This window comes from Parasphingorhabdus sp. (assembly GCF_036568145.1).
In the GTDB taxonomy this organism is placed as follows: domain Bacteria; phylum Pseudomonadota; class Alphaproteobacteria; order Sphingomonadales; family Sphingomonadaceae; genus Parasphingorhabdus.
The window spans coordinates 81,165-101,148 of record NZ_DATCTC010000013.1 but is presented as its reverse complement, the minus strand read 5'-3'; the positions used below and the strand labels follow the sequence as shown (position 1 = coordinate 101,148).

Sequence of the window (19,984 nt, the reverse complement as noted above, 5' to 3'; positions counted from 1 at the left end):
GATCCGCTTCAAGCCGATCGTCCTGACCGCCGCCGCCGCCATGATCGGCGCAGCCGTGATACTGACCGACCCAATCTTTCAGGGCCTCGCGATTTCTCTGCTGTTCGGTCTGGCGTCCTCGACACTGCTGACCGTGCTGGTTATTCCGGCCATTTACATTGTGCTTCGGGATGATGGGAAGCCCGCGACCAGATGATGCCTCTTGATACGCCTCTTGCTGAACTTGCCAAGCACGCCTCCCATGCCGCGCGCGTGCTAAAGCTGGTCGCGAATGAACAGCGGTTGCTGATACTTTGCCGGCTGGCGCAGAGTGAGTTTTCGGTCGGACAATTGGTGGACCTGTGCGGGCAATCGCAATCCAGCGTATCCCAGCATCTGGGGCGGCTGCGCGAAGGCGGTCTGGTCAAGACTCGCCGCGAAGGAACGACCATCTACTACAGTCTGGCAGATGACGGCGTTCTCAAGCTGATCGACATGCTCTGCGATCGATTTGGGCGGCCCATTGACTTGGCGCCAGTGTCATGACCCGTGCCGCTGCCCTTTCGATGCTGGCTGCGCTGTCGCTTGGGGCTTGTGCGCCGGACAAGCCGGGAAATGACAAGACGGGCCATGACAACACAGCGATGGCCCGCGAGGCAGAGGCCCGTTCAGAGATTCTTGCCGATCGCTTTCAGAAAGAATTGCTGACCGCGCTCACGGCGGCGATGGAGGCGGAGGGACCGGAAGGCGCAATCGGCGTCTGTGCGAGCATCGCCCCGGCGCTTGCCGTGCAGCTCTCGGAAGAAAGCGGCGCGAGTGTCAGGCGCACCGCGCTTCGTACCCGCAACTTGGCCGCCAAGGCCGATGCGACCGAACAGCGCGTCATGGAGGGCTGGTCATCCGCGCCGCTGGATGAGAATGGTAGCCCCAAGCGCTGGGTGGCGCATGAGGGGGGCGAATATCGCTATATGCGCGCCATACCGACCATGCCCATGTGCCTGGCCTGCCACGGTCAGAACATCGCTCCAGAAGTAACGGCCGAGATTCGTAAACATTATCCGGAAGATCAGGCGACCGGTTTTGCCCAAGGCCAACTGCGCGGTACATTTTCGATCCGATGGGATGAAGCGGCTTTGTCGCGAGCGATGAGCAACGGGGAGGCAAGGCCATGAGGTTTCGCGCTCTTGCCTATCTGTCCGCGCTCGTCCTTGCGGGGCTGTCCATGCCAGCCGCGGCAGAACCGACTGATCTTGTCATCCGCGTCATCAGCCAAGGCGGCAAATTTGTCGGCACATCGATGGGCGGAGCCGAGATTATTGTACGGGACGTGCGTAGCGGCGAAGTGCTGGCACGCGGCCGCACGGCGGGAACGACCGGCGATACGGCCCGGATCATGAACGGAGGACCGCGCGGAACGTCGCTTGCCGATAAGGCGGCGGCTGCCTTCAGGACGCGGATCGACATCGACGAACCGACGTTGGTTGAAGTTGAGGCCTTTGGCCCGCTGGCACAGCCTCAGGCGGCGGTGCGCGTCACCGCCCAGCGCTGGGTTGTTCCGGGGCGTGTCGCAACGCAAGGCGATGGCTGGGTTCTCGAATTGCCGGGCCTCGTCGTCGATCTTGTCGAGCCGGCTGCGCACCAGCGCGCCAACGCAGGAACGAACATCACTCTCGCGGCCAATGTTGCCTTGATGTGCGGGTGCCCGATCGAGCCAGGCGGTACGTGGGATGCAGCGCGCTTTGACGTGCGGGCCACAGTCCGGCGTGATGATCTGCCTGTTGGTGAGTTCCGCCTGTCCTATGGTGGCCATACCGGCTATTTTATCGGTGAGATTCCCGCCGAAAAGGCCGGTGCGCATGTCATCACCGTGACCGCCATCGACACAAAGACAGGCGCGACAGGCGTTGACGCCACCAGCGTCATCATTCCTTGATTGTCTGGCATTAAGCAGTCGTTTCAGCGCCGATGCGCTGTTAGTTGCGTCTATACTCGCCCTCTTGGGCCGCGCCCCCAACCACCTTCCAATCTGCGTCTGAATGCCGGAAGGTGGCGATCACGCGATGCGGCTTGTAGGTTTTCCATGACCTGACGCGCCTCAGGATCTTCGATCATGGGAATCAGCCGATCGTAGAGTGCGATATTCTCGATCTCACCCTGGACTGCCTCTTCCCAGGCTTCTGCCAATGTCGCTGGTGCAGCGACCTTTCCCGTCCACGGATTAGGCGGCACGGGTATCTCCAATCGCCGCAGTTGGCGTTCGAGCGCGGCAGCGTGGCGCTGTTCAGCTTCAATGATATTGGAAAAAGGCCGGACGGGGCCGAATTTGTCGATCACGGCCGCATAGGTCGCCTCTGCCTTTCGCTCGTCTTCCAGGGCATCAAGCAGGATTTTCGTCAAGTCTGTCGAGGCCATCATCGTGTCCTTTCGCTGTCTCGTGTCATCATGCCGCTTATTTTATGGACGGTTTCTCGGGAAGAAGCGGCTAATCAAAGTCACCCTTGAGCCCACGCGATTACAATATCTTGGCGAAGGTCGCAGCCGATCCCCGCTTGCGCGTCTCAGCAGTCTTTGCTCCTGGCTGCACATTTTTTGCGGAAACCCCTGCAAAGGCGCAGAGCAGATTCGCCGTATCTTCGAGGTTATTAGGCGCAAGGCTGTAGAAAACCAGCTTGGCATCGCGGCGCCGCTGCACCAGATCTGCTTTGCGCAGGATGGCAAGTTGCTGCGACAGCCCGGGTTGACCGATGCCGGTCATGGCTTCGAGTTCGCCCACTGACTTCTCGCCATTTTCGAGCAACGTGCGCATGAGTTTCAGCCGGACGTCATGGGCCAGCGCCTTGAGCACAGTAGTGATTTCTTCGAGTTGCGTATCGGTGAAGGTTGTCATTTTCCTTCCTCTTTCTGCTTATCGGGCAAAGTCCGATGGAACCAGCAGCTATCGCCTTCCGCATCGAGCGCCGAATCCTGATCCTTATAGGGCGGGAGCAGCACGTCATCGCCCGGGTGCCAGCCTTCGGGTGTCACCACATTGCCGCTATCAGCCCGTTGCAGCGCAGCCAGCACACGAAGCAACTCGTCAACCGACCGTCCAATTGTGGCCGGATAGCATAGCGTGGCGCGAATAATGCCCTCGGGGTCGATGAAGTATGTCGAACGCATCGTTGACGCATCGGGGGCGTCTTCCGCAAGCATCTCGTAAGCACGGCCGATCACCAGCGAGGGATCTTCGACGATGGGGAAGCTGACTTTGACGCCGAAATGGTGATAAATGGCGCGGATCCACCCCAGATGCGAATAAAGGCTGTCGACCGAGATCGCAACCAGATCGCAGTTCATCGCTTTGAACTGATCGCTGGCGCGCGACAACGCGACAAATTCACTGGTGCAGACCGGCGTGAAGTCCGCCGGATGCGAAAACAGCACCACCCAGCGTCCGCGATAATCGGACAGGTTCATTTCTCCCATCGTCGTGCGCGCCTGAAAATTGGGCGCGGCATCGCCGATTTGTAAAGGTCTGGCGGGATCAGCGGCATTTACATCTGCGCTCGAATTCAAATTTCTTACTCCTGAAAACGACAAGTCTTGAACCTCCTTTCTTACACGGTTACATTATGCACGTAAACGTTTAAGCTGTATTTACGTCCTACAAGGAGATTTCCCTATGCCTGACTCTCAGCTTGTGATTTGCCCGTCCTGCACGAGTATCAACCGGGTTCCGGTTGCGAAAATCGGCTCCTCGCCCAATTGCGGGCGGTGCTCGATGCCGCTTTTTCAGGGGCAACCTATCGATGTTGATGCAGCCGCTTTCGATCGTCATGTAGGTCGCGGAAGCATCCCAGTTCTCGTCGATTTTTGGGCGAGCTGGTGCGGACCATGCCGTGCGATGGCCCCGGCTTTCAAGGCCGCCGCTGCTGAGCTGGAGCCAGAAGTTCGGCTGTTGAAGGTCGATACCGAGGCCGAGCAAGGCATTGCGGGGCGCTATGGCATACGCTCTATTCCGACGATGATCCTGTTCAAGGACGGCCGCGAGATCGCGCGTCAGGCCGGAGCGATGGACCGCGCCCGACTCGTCGGATGGGTAAAACAAACGCTCGATGCACACTGATTCGGTTCTGATTCACCCGATAAACATGCTATATGATGTGTAAATTTCATGCGCTCTCCCGGTTCTTGCGCACGGTAAATCCTGACTAACCAGCCATTTTTGGCATAGATTGATAAATACGATCAGAGCTATTAGATTTGTCTTGTTAACACGATTAATAAAAGCGTGTATCTAATGTCTGTCACCCCAACAAACACAGGAGACGATAAAATGACAGAACAGACAGAACAGACAGAACAGGTTATCCCCCCATGCCCCGGATCAACGAGCCGGCACCCGCTTTCAAGGCGAAAACTACCGACGGCGAACGCTCGCTTGATGATTACAAGGGTAAGTGGCTTATCCTCTTTTCCCATCCCGCCGACTTCACGCCCGTCTGCACGACAGAGTTCATGGGTTTCGCCAAGGCAGCGGATAGCTTCAAGGAGCTTAATTGCGAATTGCTGGGCCTTTCAATCGACTCGGTGCACTCGCACATCGCCTGGATGCGTAGCATCGAGGAGAAGTTCGGCGTCGAGATCCCGTTCCCGATTATCGAGGATCTGTCGATGAATGTGGCGAAGTCGTTCGGCATGATTCATCCCGGCGCGTCGGATACATCCGCCGTGCGGGCTACCTTCATCATCGATCCCGAAGGTATTATCCGGGCGATGGTCTATTACCCGATGTCAAACGGCAGGTCAGTCGACGAGTTCCTTCGTCTGCTCATCGCGCTTCAGACGTCCGACGCCAACAATGTGGCAACGCCTGAAAACTGGCAGCCTGGTGAACCCGTGATCGTGCCGCCACCAGCCACCGCCAAAGCAGCCAAGGCGCGCGCCGACGAGGGGTATGACTATACTGAATGGTATTTCAGCAAGAAAACACTCTGAGCCAAACGGCCAGCTTCGCGATCAATTTCCTCCTTTTTCGCGAAGCTGGCACACCATTTTAAAAGGAAAGGACAACTCTATGACCGACCCGCAAATCAGTGAAGCCACCAGGATCATCGAGGCCGCGAGCAGCAATCCAGCGGTCATCCGCAGTTTCTTTGATGATGACACCTTCACCGTCACCCATGTCATTTCCGATCCCGCGACCGGCAAGGCAGCGATCGTGGACAGCGTGCTTGATTTTGATCCGGCGTCGGGACGTACGTCCTTTGAATCCGCTGACAAGGTGATCCACTATATTCAAAGCGAAGGCCTGGAAGTCGAATGGCTGCTTGAAACGCACGCCCATGCCGACCATCTGTCGGCCGCGCCTTATCTTCAGGAGAAGCTAGGCGGGACGCTGGCCATCGGTCGCAATATTCTCAAGGTGCAAGAGGTCTTTGGCAAAATTTTTAACGAGGGCACGCGCTTCGCTCGCGACGGCTCACAGTTCGACAAGCTGTTCGACGATGGCGACCGCTTCACGGTCGGATCGATCGAAGCGATTGCACTGCATGTGCCGGGCCACACTCCCGCTGACATGGCCTATGTGATCGGTGATGCAGCGTTTATCGGCGATACGCTATTCATGCCCGACTATGGGACTGCCCGTGCGGACTTCCCGGGCGGCGACGCGCGCACGCTTTATCGCTCCATCCGGCGCCTGCTCTCGCTCCCCGATCAGACCAGCCTCCACCTCTGCCACGACTACAAGGCCCCTGACCGGGACACCTATGCCTGGGAGACGACGGTTGGAGAGGAGCGCGAAAATAATATCCACGTCCGTGACGGGATTAGCGAAGACGAATTCGTCTCCATGCGCGAGGAGCGCGATGCGACGCTCGGGATGCCCCGGCTGATCCTGCCATCCATTCAGGTCAACATGCGCGGCGGTCATATGCCGGAGCCGGAGGACGACGGCACCACTTACCTGAAGCTGCCGGTCGACAGGCTTTAACGCCCTGATTTTCGAACCCGTCCAGTACCTCTTGGCACTGTATCGGGTTCGCTTGTAGGCTTGACGCTTGGCCCAGTGAAGGGGCGCGGGTCGACCCTCGTCGTCTTGGTTTTTGTGAACAATAATGGGAGAATTTTGATGGCCGAAGCTGGCAAGAATCCGGATGGACTGGCCGCGCACGATTGGGCAGGCGAAGCAGGAACACGCTGGCTAGCCCAGCTCGACCGCTTCGAGAGCATGATCGAACCGATTGGCAAGGCGCTATTGGACCAGGCCGCCTATACGGCGGGTGAAACAGTGGTCGACATCGGGTGCGGTGGAGGCTGGACGACGAGGCAGATCGCCGCGATGGTCGGGGACACCGGCTTTGCGCTAGGCCTCGATATATCGGCCGATCTTGTGGCGACCGCCAGCGACCGGGCATCGCGCGCCGGTCTTGCCAATATTCGTTTCGATCAGGGCGACGCCGCGACAGTCATGCCGGCCGAAGCGCCGTTCGATCGGCTGTTCTCGCGTTTCGGCTTGATGTTCTTTCCGCAGCCTTATCCCGCATTTGAAAATCTGCGCCGGATGCTGCGCGAAGGCGGGCGGCTCGACATCGCTTTATGGGCACCCATTGCAAATAATCCCTGGCAGCGCAGCATTATGGGGATCATCAAAGAGCATATCGACTTGCCTAAGCCTGAGCCGCGTGCGCCGGGACCGTTTGCGATGGGCGAACAGGACTATGTGATCGACCTTCTGCAAAGCGCCGGTTTCTCTGACATTACGTTCGATGCTTGGACAGGCGATCAGCGCGTTGGCGGCCCTGGCAGCGATCCCGAGAGCGCCGCCAGCTTCGTGCTCGACGGAATGCATATCGGTGATCTCGTTCGGCCGGGCGGAGCAGAAGTACGCGCGTCCATTTACCGGAGCCTGGTCGACCTGTTCGAGCGCAACCGCGATGCCGACGGCGTTCGCATGGGTGCAAAGGCATGGCTGGTAAGTGCGAAGGCTTGATCGGCTTTATCAGCGGCGTCAGTGAAAGCTGAAGGGTATCGTGAAGATCAGCTGATCCGTTTCCAAGTTTACAGGAGGCGCTGGAAAGGGACTGGCGTTGCGCACAGTGCGGAGCGCCAGCTTATCCAGCGCACTGTTCCCGCTCGATGAGGCAAGCTCAACTGATGTCAGATTGCCATCGCGGCTGACAGCAAAACGCACCATGGCAAGCCCGGACAGGTGTAGGCCCTTGGGCTTACGCGCCGCAATTCGTGCCCAAATCAGTCTCTGATAGGACGCAAGTGCGCTGGCTTTCTTGTCGTCAGCAACTTGCACCGGATTAACTTCCGGTTTGGGCGGGGATGGCTTGGTTTGTGAGGGCAATATTGACGGCTGCAAGATTGTTGGTGCCGCCGGGGCTGATCGTGACAGAGTTGTGGGCCGTGAAATGGCCTTGCCTGCCACTTGTTCCTGAATGCGAGTCTTTTTGGCCTCAGACGCTGATTTTCCAGCCTGAGAGGCGGGAGGACGTTCGACCTCGATTCGCTGGGATAGCGGCTCTGGCGGGACCACTGGCGGCGGGGTGAACAGTTTGATGCTGTTCACTTCGCGGTGCGGCACGGATTGCACCAACCCCGAAAGATTGGCATCAATAGCGGCCAGCATAAGCAGGCAGCACGATGCAGCCGCAAGGCCCGCACCCCAGCGCTGCGGCCAGGCGGGGGACTGGCCATAGCCTGTCCCCCGCCCTTCCGTCAGGTATATTCGACCCGAACGCATTGCCGTCAGAATGAGAGCGTGACGCCCGCATTGACCGATCGCCCGCGACCCGGAACCGGGCGCAGGGCACCGGTTGCCTTCAGATCGCCGAGCGACATGCCTCCGAGAGGCGCGAAATAGGCCTTGTCGAACAGATTGTTGGCACCGAGCGTCAACCGCACATTGTCGATGCGATAGGCAAGCTGGACATCAAGCAGCGCATAGCTTTCCGTCTGCGGCTCGTTGCGGGTTGGATCGACACGATCCTTCTCGCTCACATAGGAAAGGTCTATCCGGGTTTCGAGGTCGCCGATCCGATGCTCCAGTCCCAGCGCGGCATTGAACGGCATCTGGTGATAGAGCGGCCCACCATCCGTCAGGTTCTCGCCGTGCAGCCAGCTTGCGCGTGCGGTCAGACGCGCGGTGCCCGCCGAAGACGACGTCCAGAGCGGCACAGAGCCCGAAAGGTCGATGCCATAGATCTCCGCTTTCTGGTTGACGAATTGCAACTGGTCGAACGGGGTCGGGTTACCCATCATGTCGGTGAAATCCGCCAGCTTTACGGCGTCGATATAATCGTCAACGCGGGTGTAATAGGGCGCAATCTTCAGCAACCAGCCATCCTTTCCGCCGCCGTGAATCGACAATGCGGCGCTGAGCGTGTCCGCCTTTTCCGGACGTAGCGCGAGGTTGCCGACATAGCCGTTACCGTCGCCAAACCATCCGATCATCCGGCTCGCCATAGCGCCTCGCCCCCAGCTATAACGCTCGTATATATTGGGCGAACGCACCTTGCGGGCATAGCCCCACTCGATTTCCGCGTGGCTGGATAACGTGTAGCGAGCAAGCAGAGAACCGCTCCAATTGCTGTCGTGCCGCTTGCGGTCGGCGGCATTGAACGCGGCCGCGGCCATAACATCGGGCATTTGCATCATGCCGGTGCCATAGGGCGAGACGGTCCCGGTATTCATCCAGACCTGATCGTTACGGATACCGGCGATGAGGGTGAGACCACGATCCCAGCTCTTTTCCCATTCTAGAAATGTGCCCAGGCGATCACGCTTTGCTCCGTTGACGTTGATGAAACTGTTCGGTCCCATCATCATATGGCCCTCGACGGGCGGCCAATAATCATTGAGCCATTGGTGCTGGAATTCGTTACCGAGGCGCAGCGTACCGGCACCGCCCAGTAATATGTCGGCCTGCACCGCATAGCCGGCGCTGTGGACTTCTGTGTTCATCGGCATACCGCCAGTGGCCGTCCCTCCCTTGTCGTCTAGGAAGTTCATGACGTGGTCGGTGTCGCGCCAGTTCGCCCGCACATCGAGGTTGCCCCAGTCGAAAATGCCCGCATAATGTCCGTTCAGGAACCAGGACTTATTGGACGTCATGTCCATATATTGGTTGGGAAACCCCTCGTAAGGCGCGGAATGATAGCCGCCTTTCAGCTCCAGAAGGCCGGTGCCAAGCTGGGCAGCGAAGTTCAGGCTGTGGTCGGTCTTGGCATATTCGCTCGACCGCACAGTGCCCAGCGAGCCACCGCCCTCGAAATTGTCAGCCTGGGTATAGGAGCCATTGTAGGTCAGGCTGAGCTTGTCGTTCGCCGCCGTCAGCGCCAGCGAACCTCCGAAGCCGTCACCGTTGCTGCGATAAAAGGCCGAGACTTCACCAGTCAGCAACGTTTCGCCCTGTTTTGCGAAGCGCGGCGGCGCGCTTTCGACGCGGATGATGCCCCCGATGCTGTCGCCGCCATAGCTGACGGGCGATACACCCGTTATAACGTCGATCGCTTCCACGGTCTGCGGATCGGTATAGGACAGCGGGGGATTCATGTCGTTCGGACAGGCAGAGGCGATTGCGACGCCATCGACGAGAACGGTCAGTCGCTGCGCCTCCAGACCGCGGATCACCGGCAGGGTGGAAAAGCCTCCGGCCCCGAAGCCGCTGACACCCGGCACGCTTTGGAGGATCGCCGCCGTGTCGCTTGAACTGGCCCGGTGGTCACGAATACGGGATGAAGAAATTCTTTCGCCCGATATTGTCGGGGCTTCCACGTTGACGGAGTCCACGTCGATTTCCGGCAAAATGATCTGGTCCTGGGCAGAGGCAGGAGAAATCGGGAAAAATGCCAGCGCTGCGGCGAAGGCAGAGAGAGAAAAGCCACGGTTCAGGCGGGCTAGGAATATAGAGTTTTTTTCGGTTGCACCGTTAGTGGCCCGCGTAGCGGGAGCCACGCATGGCGCAGCATAAGGCATAGTTATCATGTCGGAATCCTGATTCAAATGACACGCCCCTAGGGGGCGCATTTAACGTGAAAAGTCGAGTGAATCAGGCGGACGGCGGACCTATCGCGGGCGGGCGCAGATAAATCCTGCGCCAGAGGACTATATGGGATTGAAGACGGATACCCGCCGCGATGACAAAGGCAATCGCGATAGCGAGCAAAAGCGGATCAGCAGCCGCGAGTGCCGGCGAAGACAGGCCGGTAAACGCGCACGGCATTTCCGACTTGTCGTGCTCGCCATTATCCGTTTTGCCCGGCACCGTCATAGCAATCGTTTGAGCACCTTGACCTGTGCAGAGTTGAACGAGGATAACGTCTTGCGAAACAACCGGCATGAAGCCAGCAGGGATTACCGCTTTCATCAGTAATGCTGCCCCGAAAAGCATCGCACATAGCCAATGGTGCCGAACAAAGAATTTGCGAGCTTCAGTCACGCCGCGGCGTCTATGCCGATGTCGATAGTTTGTCAATAAAGCCGCATAGCAGAGCTTATTCGGTCGTTTTACCGTCGAAATGCTCCTCGTGCGCATCGGCATCCGGCTTGCTCTTGTGTACCGTGCCGTCGACATGCTCGGGCGGACCGTAGATCGTATAGAGCCGGAGTGGTTCGCTTCCCGTCGATATGACATTATGCTTGGCGCCTTGCGGGACGATGACGCCGTCATCGGCTTTCACCTTGTTGCATACGTCGTCGATCCAGATTTCGCCCTCTCCCGCCTCGATACGAAAGAATTGGTCGCGGTCGGGATGTACTTCCTCACCGATATCTTCGCCGGGATTGATCGCCATCAGTACAAGCTGGAGATTGTGCCCGGTATAGAGAACGCGGCGGAAGTCTCCGTTCTCCTCGGTCAGTTCTTCTATATTTCCGACAAAACCCTTCATTGACGTTTCTCCTTCGATCCTATTGGCTGACTTATTCTGCCCCGTGCTTCCCAATGTCCAGCAAGGGGCATCGCTTGCCGGGAATGACTCCTGTCCCGCTTCTTCGATGATGTCTTTGGGTCCGCCATCAGTCATCATCCGGAACTCCATGGACATGCACGTCGGCGCCGGAATGTTCTTTCAGGATCTCAACAGCATGCTGCTCATGCTTTGGATCGTGGGCACGTACCCAGAGCAGCAGCCCGCCATGTTCAATCTGTTCCTGAAGATGCTCGGAATAATGCTTGCCAACAATGCGTGCCAGGGCGCTACCGACTAACGCACCGGCACCGCCGACAAGCACGCTGCCGACAATGGCCGGGATCAGCGTCCCGCCCGAGGCCAGAATCGCACCGGTTGCCGCGCAGGCACCTACATAGGTGAAGCCGCCGATCAAGCTGCCTTCGGCTGCGCCTAAATCCTCACGGGCCACATAAGCTTCGCGCGGAACTTCGCGATCATCCTCAAGCTCAGACACTTTGCGATACTTGTGACCAAGCTCGCTCACGACGGTTTCTTCACTGGCGAGAAGGCTGATATCCGCACGGTCGAAGCCGGAGGTCAGAAGCGCATCGATTGCACCCTCAAGACTCTCGGCGTTCTTGAACACCGCCACTGCCTCGCGTGAGCCCGTCTGATCCAGAACTTCGGTCATGATAAATCTCCTTTAACGCAGAACGCTATATCCCTGAATGTGGGCCGAGTATACGTAATATCCCGAGGTCATTAACGGGCTGGTACCTGGAACCGGAACCTGATCCGGGCCCCGCCAGTCCTATCGCTCGCTTGACCCAGCCTCGCGGAATCGCTCCAGCAGCCAGGAGGCGGCTGGGCCAGGCGGCGTGTCGGTCCGGTAGATGCCTGACAGGCGGTAATCTCCTCCGCTGTTGTCGGGCATGGCCAGTTCGACCAGATGGCCCGCGGCAAGTTCGCCTTCGATCATCGGCTTTGGCATATTGCCCCAGCCTATGCCTTCTTTTAGCAGCGCCAGTTTTGCGCCAAGGTCAGCCAGCCGCCATGTATGGGGGCTCAGCACGCCAAATTCGCGGCCCTTGGACAGCGGGGACCGGTCGGTCAGCACCAGTTGGATATGTTCGCGGCTCATCCCCGGTTTTATTGGCTGAGCCTTTGCCAGGGGATGGTCCGGCGAAGCGACGGGAACCAGCTGGACCGAGCCGATGACAACATTCTCAACCCCCGGCATTTCGGCGCCCAGCGGCCCGCTGATACCGATCACCGCCTTTCGGTCCAGCACCAGCGCCGTCACTGCACCAATCGCCTCCACATGAAGGTTCAGCCCTACGGTCGGGAACTCGGTATAAAAAGCCCGCAATGTTTCCGCCAACCATGCGGATGGCATCATGACATCAATCGCCAGATCGACCTGCGCTTCCAAACCGCCAAGCAGCCCGCGCACCTTCGCGCGCAACCCGTCCATATCTTTGCTGACCGCGCGAGCCTCTGCCAGCACGGCGCGTCCAGCGGCGCTCAGGCGGGGCTTTCGGGTTCCCTCCCTGTCAAAAAGCGATAGCCCAAGCTGCGCCTCAAGATTGGTGATGCCATAGCTGATGACCGAAGTCGCGCGATTAAGTCGCCGCCCCGCCGCTGCGAAACTGCCGGTTTCCACGACAGCCAGAAAGATTTTCAACTGGTCGAAAGTGGGGATTCCCGGCTCTGACATTTCTATTTCCTAGAATGTTTCGATCAACTTTATACGTATAATCATAAATGTTGATTTCTGATAGATATGTTTTCAGAAAATGAAGGCCAGTATGAAGGACCAGAATGAAGGAAAAGCGCGGTGCAACACCGGTTATTCCCAATGCGTCCAAGTCTTCGTAGCGAAAGGATATAGTCAGATGGGACTTTTGATCGACGGCAAATGGCATGACCAGTGGTATGATACGGAATCAAGCGGCGGTCGCTTCATTCGTAGCGAGAGCCAGTTCCGCAACTGGATAACTGCAGACGGCAGCGCCGGTCCAAGCGGCGAAGGCGGGTTCAGGGCGGAACCGGGTCGCTATCACCTCTATGTCAGCCTTGCCTGTCCATGGGCGCACCGCACGCTTATCATGCGGGTCCTTAAGGGCCTAGAGGACATGATATCACTGTCGGTCGTGCATTGGCTGATGCGCGAAGACGGCTGGACCTTTGCGGAAGGGCCGGGGGTCATTCCCGACAATCTGAACAATGCCAAGTATCTCCATCAAGTCTATACCGCCGCCCAGACCGACTATAGCGGGCGTGTCACCGTGCCCATTTTGTGGGACAAACAGCAAGGCATTATCGTCAACAATGAATCGTCAGAAATCATAAGGATCCTCACCGGCGCTTTTGATGCGGTCGGCGCGAAACCGGGCGATTATTATCCGGAAGAACTGCGCGAGGAAATCGATGCGGTGAACGCGCGGGTTTATGACGGCGTTAACAACGGCGTTTACAAGGCGGGTTTTGCAACTAGTCAGAGCGCTTATGATGAAGCGGTAGCGCAGGTGTTTGACACGCTCGATTGGCTGGAAGAGCGCTTGTCGCGTCAGCGCTATCTTGTTGGCGGGCAGTTGACCGAGGCGGATATCCGTCTGTTCACAACGCTTGTTCGTTTTGACGAAGTTTACCACGGCCACTTCAAATGCAACCGCCGGCGGATAGTCGATTATCCCAATGTCTGGGCCTTCACGCGGGAGATATTTCAACTTCCCGGCGTCGCGGCGACGGTGAATATGGAGCATATCAAGCGCCATTATTATGAGAGCCATGACACTATCAATCCCACTGGAGTCGTTCCCGTTGGGCCCGCTCCCGATTTTTCAGCGCCCCACGGCCGGGATGCACTGTGAACGCAAGCACTAAACCAATTTTTTAGAGGAGTATATTTTATGAAACGCATAACAATTTTTACCGCCGCAATCGCTTTGGCTGGTGTTTCCGTAGGCGCAATCGCGCAGCAAGCCGACCTTGGCTTTGTCCATTCCCCCGCAGAGGTCAAATCCGGTAGCTATGTGCTGGACGCATCGCATGGAAAGATCACCTGGTCGGTCGATCATATGGGCTTTTCCACCTATGTCGGGCAGTTCTCCGACCTCTCCGCGACGCTAGACCTAGATGTAGCCAATCCATCGGCCAGCCAGCTTACCGCCCAAGTGAATACCGACAGCGCCGGAACATTCAGTGATGGACTTGACGCTCACCTGAAGACCGCAGATTTCCTCGATACTGCCAACCATCCAACGGCGACATTCCAGGCAACCGGTATCCGTATGATTGATGCGGATTCCGCCAGCCTTACCGGCAACCTCACGCTACGCGGAATTACGAAGCCGATCGTGATGACCGCAGATTTCAATCAGGCAGGCATCAGCCCGGCTGACAAGAAATATACGGTAGGCTTTGATGGCCATGCCCGTATCAAACGGTCGGATTTCGGAATTTCCTATGGCTTGCCGCTTTTAGGCGATGAAGTGACGCTACACATGGAAGCGGAATTCAAGCTTCAGTCCGAAGCCACTGCGAACACAGATAAAGGAGATAAATAATGTCACGTATAAATCTATTGGGTATCTCGGGCAGTCTACGCGCGGGTTCATTCACCACAGCAATCCTTGAAACCTTGACGGATGAGCTATCGGTTAGTGCGGATCTGGCTTTGCATTCGCTCGGCGATGTTCCGCTTTATAATCAGGATCTAGACACAGAAGTTCCTTTGCCCGCCGTCGGCGCACTGCGCGATGCGATTTCACAGGCCGATGGGCTTGTTATCGTGACGCCAGAGTTCAACTACGGCCTTCCCGGCGTGCTCAAAAATGCGCTGGACTGGGCATCGCGTCCCTATGGCACCGCTCCGTTGATTGGCAAGCCGGTGGTAACGATCAGCGCTTCGCCTGCCTTCACCGGCGGTGTTCGCGCACAGGCCCAGCTTAACGAAACGTTACTGGCCACCCAGTCGCAGTTAGTAGGCGGAGCGCAAGTCGTAATAGGCGAAGTGCATAACAAGATCGCCGATGGTCGCCTCATCGATCGTCCGTCACTGGATTTCGCCCTAGGTGCGATTTCCGGATTGATTGAGAAAATCGAAGCTGAGAGCCAACTCAAAGCCGCCTGAGGAAATTGATCTTCAGAAAAAGAATAAGCCGCCGCTCACCCGTGAATATCGGTCAGCGGCGGCTTAATTTTGATTTCTCTATCTCTACACTGACTCTTTTTCAGTTCTTCCCCCCTGACGTTTTTCGCATATCTGATCGGCCTTGTTGATATAGCTGCTGCGGTTTAAGGTGCCCTGATAATCGGCCTTCCGGATTTTGTTACCCTTCTATTGAAGCGGCTGGGCATGAAAAATGAAACAAAGCACCCGACTGCGAGTTAATGACTAAGATGAAGCGAGCAGGGAGACGGGGACGAGTGACCCGAACAACCAAGGAAATGAGGTAATTATGAGCTATTATATGGCCACAACATTGCAGACGTCTTTTGACGAAGCCATCAAGCGCACGGAAGAAGCCCTCAAAACAGAAGGCTTTGGCGTGCTTACTCGCGTGGATGTGCAGGAGACTTTGAAGAATAAAATTGACGTAGATTTCCGCCCGTACACAATTCTGGGTGCCTGTAATCCTAGCTTGGCGCATCAGGCATTACAGATCGAAGACAAGGTTGGAACAATGCTTCCATGCAATGTCGTCGTACAGCAAAAGGATGACGGGGAAATTGAAGTGGCAGCCATAGACCCGGTTGCGTCGATGCAGGCGATCAGCAACGCGGACCTCACCAAGGCTGCACAGACTGTACAGGACAAGCTGTCGAAGGTGATTGATACACTGTCCAAATCATAGAAGCTCAACAATCAACGGGGTATAAGGAGGGCAACATGAGGGATGGTCCAAGGCATAAAAAGCTTGAACATAGCCATGACCCCGCCGCCATTGCCGCGCGTTTGAATGGCGATAGACAGGCATCATATCTGGCCGACTTCGTCTATGGCGGAATAGACGGTGCGATAACCACATTTGCAATTGTCGCAGGGGTGGTGGGAGCCTCTTTGTCTTCGAGCGTCATTTTGATTCTGGGATTGGCCAATCTCTTGGCTGACGGATTTTCGATGGCGGCAAGTAACTATAGCGGCACGAAAACGGTGACCGACAATTTCACTCGACTGCAACTTGTCGAGCAAAAGCATATTGAGTTAGATCCCGACGGCGAAAGGGAAGAAGTCAGACAAATACTCGAAAAAAAGGGGATGACAGGAGAAGCGCTGGAGAGTGGTGTTCAATCCATAACATCCGATAAACAAGGCTGGATCGATTTCATGCTTGTTGAAGAATACGGGATGCCGGTTATTCAGCCCAAGCCGATCAAGGCAGGCCTAGCTACTTTTGTGGCTTTCCTGCTTTGCGGATCAGTGCCTTTGTTACCGTTTCTGTTCGAAATTCCCAATGCGTTCATGGTGGCGATGGGTATGACAGGCTTTGTGTTTTTCCTGATCGGAGCAATGAAGAGCCATTGGGCAACCGCCCCTTGGTGGCGCTCTGGATTGGAAACCCTTTTCATCGGTGGTATCGCCGCAGCAGTGGCATATTTCGTAGGAAAAATACTATCTGGTTTCTAGGCACCAGTCTTTCGAACGAAAGCAGTGCCTTGGCCTATCTGCAGGGATTCAAGATGGAGTGCCCCGAACCTTGGATAAGGGAAATTCCTGATTACTGACCGTTGAACTGACCTGTATTAATCTTTTATTATAATATCAAATTGTCATTCAATCAGCGGAGAATATTGATGCGTTTCCTTACTCCAATCATGATCAGCGTAATTATTGCTACAGGTGGCTGCGTTCATACCGGCGCTGATGCAGATGTCATGTCATCCAAGGATGACAAATATATCATCACCGAGATTGGTGAGCCAATAAACTGCATCATGAGCTCGAACATCCGATCGACAGAGGTGATCGATAACCAGACCATCGATTTCAAAATGAACAACGGCGATATCTATCGCAACAATCTGCCCAACAAGTGCCCTGGATTGACGTTTGAGCAAAGCTTTTCCTATCGCACCTCGATCAATCAATTGTGCAATGTCGATATAATCAAGCCATTGGACTCTACAGCTGGCCGACTAGAGACGCGCGGTGCCTGTGGCCTTGGCAAATTTCAGAAGATCGAAAAGATCAAAAGAACTGAAGCCGAAGATTAACGCGCGGGCGTGATACATAGTATTTTCACGTATTGGATGCCGCTTAGACATCTGTAATTAGGGTAGAAACTAATATTCACTATTGGAGAGAGAAGATTATGAAACTCGCAAAAAAGAAGTCTATTCTTCATCTATGTGCAATGGGAGCGATGGTTTCTTTATTGGCTGTTCCAGTTTCGGCACAGAATGCGCCACAGAGCCCCGATCCTGCGACTCTTCAAGCAATGGAAAGAGATTGTATTTCGATCATAGAGGATCGCTGGTCATCCTATTCCGATGAATATCGGAGAGGCCAGATCAAATCAGAAATGGTAAGATCCTGCGTGGAAAACAGAAAAGTGCAGCATTTTGCGACTGCACAAAATCAAACCCATCAGAATAGGGCGCGACAGGCAACGCAGGCTCATAGGGAGTATGAGGCTACTCTGAAAAGCCGCGAGGAGAGAATAAGAAGCCGTGAAAAAGAACATGAGGAGAGAATGCGCCAGTGGCGTGACGATGTGGCCGCATGTCAGGCAGGCGACCGAAGCAGGTGCGCCAGAACTGTTGAATAAAATGGCGGTTTCGTCTTCTTCGACGCATCCCTGGGGTTACCGGATTTGATACGTCACTTTGCCTGAATAGGTCCTGCTTCGATGGTTGGTGCCTTTTCTGCTGCAAAGCCAATGCGAAGCGCCTCGGCTAGGCTTTGGACACGAAGTTTTTCCATCATGTTGGCCCGGTATATTTCAACCGTGCGTGGGGATATGCCAAGATCATAGGCAATGGTTTTGTTGGGATAGCCGGTCATCAAACCATCGAGCACATCGCGTTCTCGGCCGGTCAGGCAAGCCAGACGCACCTGGGCTTCGGACGCGGCCATTTCCTTGAGGTCTCGATTCTCCAATCGCTCAAAACCCTCTTCCAGAGCAGCAATCAATTCCTGCTTCTCGTATGGCTTGGCAATGAAGCTAACCGCCCCGGCACGCATTGCGCGGACGGCGAGTCCAACATCGCCGTGTCCGGTCAACACGATTACAGGCATATTGATTCCGTTGCTTATCATTTCTTGCTGGACTTCTAGACCGTCCATTTCAGGCATTTTGATATCAAGCAGCACACAGCCCCGTTCCGCTCCCTTGCATTGCCGCAGGAATTCGATACCCGACTCTATCGGTCGCGTTTGAAAACCGGCATGTTTGAGCATGAAAGAGGCAGACCTACGGACGGCATCATCATCATCGACAATATAGACCAGACGTTCATTCGGCAAAAGACTTCTCCTTTGGGGCTTTTAGCAAAGTGAAACGGAAAATTGTGCCCCCGTCCGGTGCGGGTTTAGCGGTTAATTTGCCCTCGTGGGCTTGGATAATTTTTTTGCAGATCGAGAGGCCCAGCCCCATTCCATCGGTTTTGGATGTTGCAAATGGATCAAATAGCCGTGTTCCTATTTCTGGCGGGATGCCCGCCCCGGTGTCCCGAACGATAAATTCTACACGGTTGTTTTTCGTGTTATGGGCGGCAACGGTTAATTGTTTAACCGGACTGTCCTCCATCGCTTCAATCGCGTTACGCATCAGGTTTACCATCACCTGCTGGATTTGGACTTTATCGGCGAGAACATAATTAATATCAGGGTGGATATCGACTATATAGTCAACTCCTTTCAGCCGTGCATCAATAAGCCCCAGGGTTTTAGACTCGTTCACAAGTTCCGCCATCGACAAAACTTCCATAGAGACTTTACCCTTGGATACAAATTCGCGCAACCGATGGACAATTTTCCCTGCGCGGATGCTTTGCGTGACGCTTTCATCTAATGCTTGTTGCACCAGTTTCTGGGTTTCCGGACTATTATCCTCCAACATGTCGCGTCCGGCGGAAAGATAGTTGGCGATTGCAGTCAGCGGTTGATTAAGTTCATGCGCCAGCGACGATGCCAGCGTGCCGACTGCACTTAGCCGGGATGCGTGGATCAGTTCAGATTGCATCTGTTGCATCCGCTCTTCGGTTTTGTGGCGACGAGTCAGATCATGGATAAACCCGGTAAAGAGGCGGTAATCTCCCAAATTGGCTTCTCCTACCTCCAGACGCATGGGGAAGATCGTGCCATCTTTTCGTTTGGCCTTAACCTCACGGCCTTTTCCGATAATGCGTTTTTCACCGCTTTTCAGATAGCGTGCGATATAACCATCATGTTCCTCCCGATAGGGAGACGGCATCAGAATATTGACATTTTTGCCGATCATTTCGGATTCCGAATATCCGAACAGATTCACAGCCGTATCACTACAGGAAGCAATAAGTCCCTGTTCGTCGATGACGATCATAGCATCAGGAACGGTCGTCTGAATGGAGTGTAATATGGACAATGTGCGGTCTGCCTGATCAAGCGCTTTGTACCGTCTTGTCACATCCCGCCCACTCATGACCGCCGCGATGATCCGGCCATTTGGGTCTTTCAGCGGGGCTAGCCGACATTCGTGAAGCTGGTGTGGCGCGGAAACGGGAAGTATTTCCAACAGAAAGGCGTCGCTTACGATTGTCAAATCGCCGTTGAAAATCTTGTCCGTAATCTCTTTAAACTTTGGCCGACTCTTTTCGGAAATAACGTATAGGGGCGGATTTTCTGAGAGTTCATCCAGATCGCTGATATCAAGTAAGTCCATCCCGGCCTGATTGAGATCGAGAATCCGTAAATCAGAATCGAAGACTGCAATTGTTTCAGGTAGCGTTGCCAGAAGGGCTTCTAGATAAGCCTCTCGCTGAAAATCTATGGTAGTCCCATCGGGCATTGCAAAACCCCTCAATGACTCCGCTGAATTTCTCACTCTAGCCGACTTTCTCTATAACTTCCAGCCATATAGTCTTTCAAACCGAGAGCAGATACGCCGTTGCACCAATATAGGCTAGGTAATTTTACG

At 55.5% G+C, this 19,984-nt stretch carries 26 protein-coding genes; 15 read left to right on the top strand and 11 right to left on the bottom strand.

The features are described from left to right. The 4 genes from VIN76_RS03450 to VIN76_RS03435 form a co-directional block, all read left to right on the top strand. Positions 1-196, top strand: a 196-nt coding sequence (locus tag VIN76_RS03450; protein WP_332040422.1) for a hypothetical protein, incomplete at its 5' end; no start/stop codon positions are given. Continuing rightward, positions 193-525, top strand: a complete 333-nt coding sequence (locus tag VIN76_RS03445; RefSeq protein ID WP_332040421.1) for a metalloregulator ArsR/SmtB family transcription factor — start codon at positions 193-195, stop codon at positions 523-525. The genes VIN76_RS03450 and VIN76_RS03445, both read left to right, overlap by 4 nt. Beyond that, on the top strand, positions 522-1,151 hold the full coding sequence (locus tag VIN76_RS03440) for a DUF3365 domain-containing protein (protein WP_332040420.1): 630 nt from the start codon (positions 522-524) through the stop codon (positions 1,149-1,151). The genes VIN76_RS03445 and VIN76_RS03440 overlap by 4 nt, the downstream gene beginning before the upstream one ends. After that, positions 1,148-1,912, top strand: a complete 765-nt coding sequence (locus tag VIN76_RS03435; protein ID WP_332040419.1) for a hypothetical protein — start codon at positions 1,148-1,150, stop codon at positions 1,910-1,912. The genes VIN76_RS03440 and VIN76_RS03435 overlap by 4 nt, the downstream gene beginning before the upstream one ends. A 50-nt stretch (positions 1,913-1,962) precedes the next feature. Here the strand turns inward: VIN76_RS03435 and VIN76_RS03430 are convergent, their stop codons facing one another. The 3 genes from VIN76_RS03430 to VIN76_RS03420 all read right to left on the bottom strand — a co-directional run bounded on the left by VIN76_RS03430 (position 1,963) and on the right by VIN76_RS03420 (position 3,534). Beyond that, positions 1,963-2,394, bottom strand: coding sequence for a DUF2202 domain-containing protein (locus VIN76_RS03430; RefSeq protein ID WP_332040418.1), 432 nt, complete (start codon positions 2,392-2,394; stop codon positions 1,963-1,965). 97 nt (positions 2,395-2,491) lie between these two features. Further along, positions 2,492-2,866 carry a metalloregulator ArsR/SmtB family transcription factor gene (locus VIN76_RS03425; protein ID WP_332040417.1) on the bottom strand — a complete coding sequence of 125 codons (375 nt, stop codon included), beginning with the start codon at positions 2,864-2,866 and terminating at the stop codon, positions 2,492-2,494. Next, positions 2,863-3,534 carry a peroxiredoxin gene (locus VIN76_RS03420; RefSeq protein WP_332040416.1) on the bottom strand — a complete coding sequence of 224 codons (672 nt, stop codon included), beginning with the start codon at positions 3,532-3,534 and terminating at the stop codon, positions 2,863-2,865. The genes VIN76_RS03425 and VIN76_RS03420 overlap by 4 nt, the downstream gene beginning before the upstream one ends. 106 nt (positions 3,535-3,640) lie before the next feature. On the opposite strand from VIN76_RS03420, the gene trxC reads away from it, so the two are divergent. From trxC to VIN76_RS03400, 4 genes are all read left to right on the top strand, one after another. Then, positions 3,641-4,084 (top strand): thioredoxin TrxC, encoded by a 444-nt coding sequence (trxC, locus tag VIN76_RS03415; protein ID WP_332040415.1) that lies wholly within the window; start codon positions 3,641-3,643, stop codon positions 4,082-4,084. A 251-nt stretch (positions 4,085-4,335) separates the two neighbouring features. Beyond that, positions 4,336-4,956 carry a peroxiredoxin gene (locus VIN76_RS03410; protein WP_332040414.1) on the top strand — a complete coding sequence of 207 codons (621 nt, stop codon included), beginning with the start codon at positions 4,336-4,338 and terminating at the stop codon, positions 4,954-4,956. A gap of 79 nt (positions 4,957-5,035) precedes the next feature. After that, positions 5,036-5,953, top strand: a complete 918-nt coding sequence (locus VIN76_RS03405; protein ID WP_332040413.1) for an MBL fold metallo-hydrolase — start codon at positions 5,036-5,038, stop codon at positions 5,951-5,953. 138 nt (positions 5,954-6,091) lie between these two features. After that, a complete protein-coding gene (locus tag VIN76_RS03400; protein ID WP_332040412.1) occupies positions 6,092-6,952 on the top strand; it encodes a class I SAM-dependent methyltransferase in 861 nt (286 codons plus the stop codon). An 18-nt stretch (positions 6,953-6,970) separates the two neighbouring features. On the opposite strand, the gene VIN76_RS03395 is transcribed toward VIN76_RS03400, so the two are convergent. The 6 genes from VIN76_RS03395 to VIN76_RS03370 form a co-directional block, all read right to left on the bottom strand. After that, positions 6,971-7,711 carry a TonB family protein gene (locus VIN76_RS03395; protein WP_332040411.1) on the bottom strand — a complete coding sequence of 247 codons (741 nt, stop codon included), beginning with the start codon at positions 7,709-7,711 and terminating at the stop codon, positions 6,971-6,973. A gap of 5 nt (positions 7,712-7,716) precedes the next feature. Next, positions 7,717-9,954: a TonB-dependent receptor gene (locus VIN76_RS03390; protein ID WP_332040410.1), complete on the bottom strand. Its 2,238-nt coding sequence runs from the start codon at positions 9,952-9,954 to the stop codon at positions 7,717-7,719. 64 nt (positions 9,955-10,018) lie between these two features. Then, complete coding sequence (locus VIN76_RS03385; RefSeq protein WP_332040409.1) at positions 10,019-10,408, bottom strand: hypothetical protein; 390 nt, start codon at positions 10,406-10,408, stop codon at positions 10,019-10,021. Positions 10,409-10,463: 55 nt separating this feature from the next. Beyond that, the gene (locus VIN76_RS03380) at positions 10,464-10,997 is read right to left on the bottom strand and encodes a cupin domain-containing protein (RefSeq protein WP_332040408.1); all 534 of its coding nucleotides are present in this window, start codon (positions 10,995-10,997) and stop codon (positions 10,464-10,466) included. Continuing rightward, positions 10,987-11,553 (bottom strand): hypothetical protein, encoded by a 567-nt coding sequence (locus tag VIN76_RS03375; protein ID WP_332040407.1) that lies wholly within the window; start codon positions 11,551-11,553, stop codon positions 10,987-10,989. Before VIN76_RS03375 ends, VIN76_RS03380 begins: the two co-directional genes overlap by 11 nt. A 120-nt stretch (positions 11,554-11,673) precedes the next feature. Beyond that, complete coding sequence (locus tag VIN76_RS03370) at positions 11,674-12,579, bottom strand: LysR family transcriptional regulator (protein ID WP_332040406.1); 906 nt, start codon at positions 12,577-12,579, stop codon at positions 11,674-11,676. 178 nt (positions 12,580-12,757) lie between these two features. On the opposite strand from VIN76_RS03370, the gene VIN76_RS03365 reads away from it, so the two are divergent. From VIN76_RS03365 to VIN76_RS03335, 7 genes are all read left to right on the top strand, one after another. After that, on the top strand, positions 12,758-13,735 hold the full coding sequence (locus VIN76_RS03365) for a glutathione S-transferase family protein (RefSeq protein ID WP_332040405.1): 978 nt from the start codon (positions 12,758-12,760) through the stop codon (positions 13,733-13,735). A 39-nt stretch (positions 13,736-13,774) separates the two neighbouring features. After that, on the top strand, positions 13,775-14,431 hold the full coding sequence (locus VIN76_RS03360) for a YceI family protein (RefSeq protein WP_332040404.1): 657 nt from the start codon (positions 13,775-13,777) through the stop codon (positions 14,429-14,431). Then, complete coding sequence (locus VIN76_RS03355) at positions 14,431-14,997, top strand: NAD(P)H-dependent oxidoreductase (protein ID WP_332040403.1); 567 nt, start codon at positions 14,431-14,433, stop codon at positions 14,995-14,997. The genes VIN76_RS03360 and VIN76_RS03355 overlap by 1 nt, the downstream gene beginning before the upstream one ends. 328 nt (positions 14,998-15,325) lie before the next feature. Continuing rightward, entirely contained in the window at positions 15,326-15,721 is a 396-nt protein-coding gene (locus tag VIN76_RS03350) for a DUF302 domain-containing protein (protein ID WP_332040402.1), read from the top strand. A 101-nt stretch (positions 15,722-15,822) separates the two neighbouring features. Further along, a complete protein-coding gene (locus VIN76_RS03345; protein ID WP_332040401.1) occupies positions 15,823-16,494 on the top strand; it encodes a VIT1/CCC1 transporter family protein in 672 nt (223 codons plus the stop codon). 167 nt (positions 16,495-16,661) lie between these two features. Then, positions 16,662-17,081, top strand: a complete 420-nt coding sequence (locus VIN76_RS03340) for a hypothetical protein (protein ID WP_332040400.1) — start codon at positions 16,662-16,664, stop codon at positions 17,079-17,081. Between the two features lie 98 nt (positions 17,082-17,179). Further along, complete coding sequence (locus VIN76_RS03335; RefSeq protein ID WP_332040399.1) at positions 17,180-17,635, top strand: hypothetical protein; 456 nt, start codon at positions 17,180-17,182, stop codon at positions 17,633-17,635. Positions 17,636-17,688: 53 nt separating this feature from the next. On the opposite strand, the gene VIN76_RS03330 is transcribed toward VIN76_RS03335, so the two are convergent. After that, positions 17,689-18,333, bottom strand: coding sequence for a response regulator transcription factor (locus VIN76_RS03330; RefSeq protein ID WP_332040398.1), 645 nt, complete (start codon positions 18,331-18,333; stop codon positions 17,689-17,691). Further along, positions 18,323-19,855: a PAS domain S-box protein gene (locus VIN76_RS03325; RefSeq protein WP_332040397.1), complete on the bottom strand. Its 1,533-nt coding sequence runs from the start codon at positions 19,853-19,855 to the stop codon at positions 18,323-18,325. The genes VIN76_RS03330 and VIN76_RS03325 overlap by 11 nt, the downstream gene beginning before the upstream one ends. Positions 19,856-19,984: the final 129 nt, after the last annotated feature.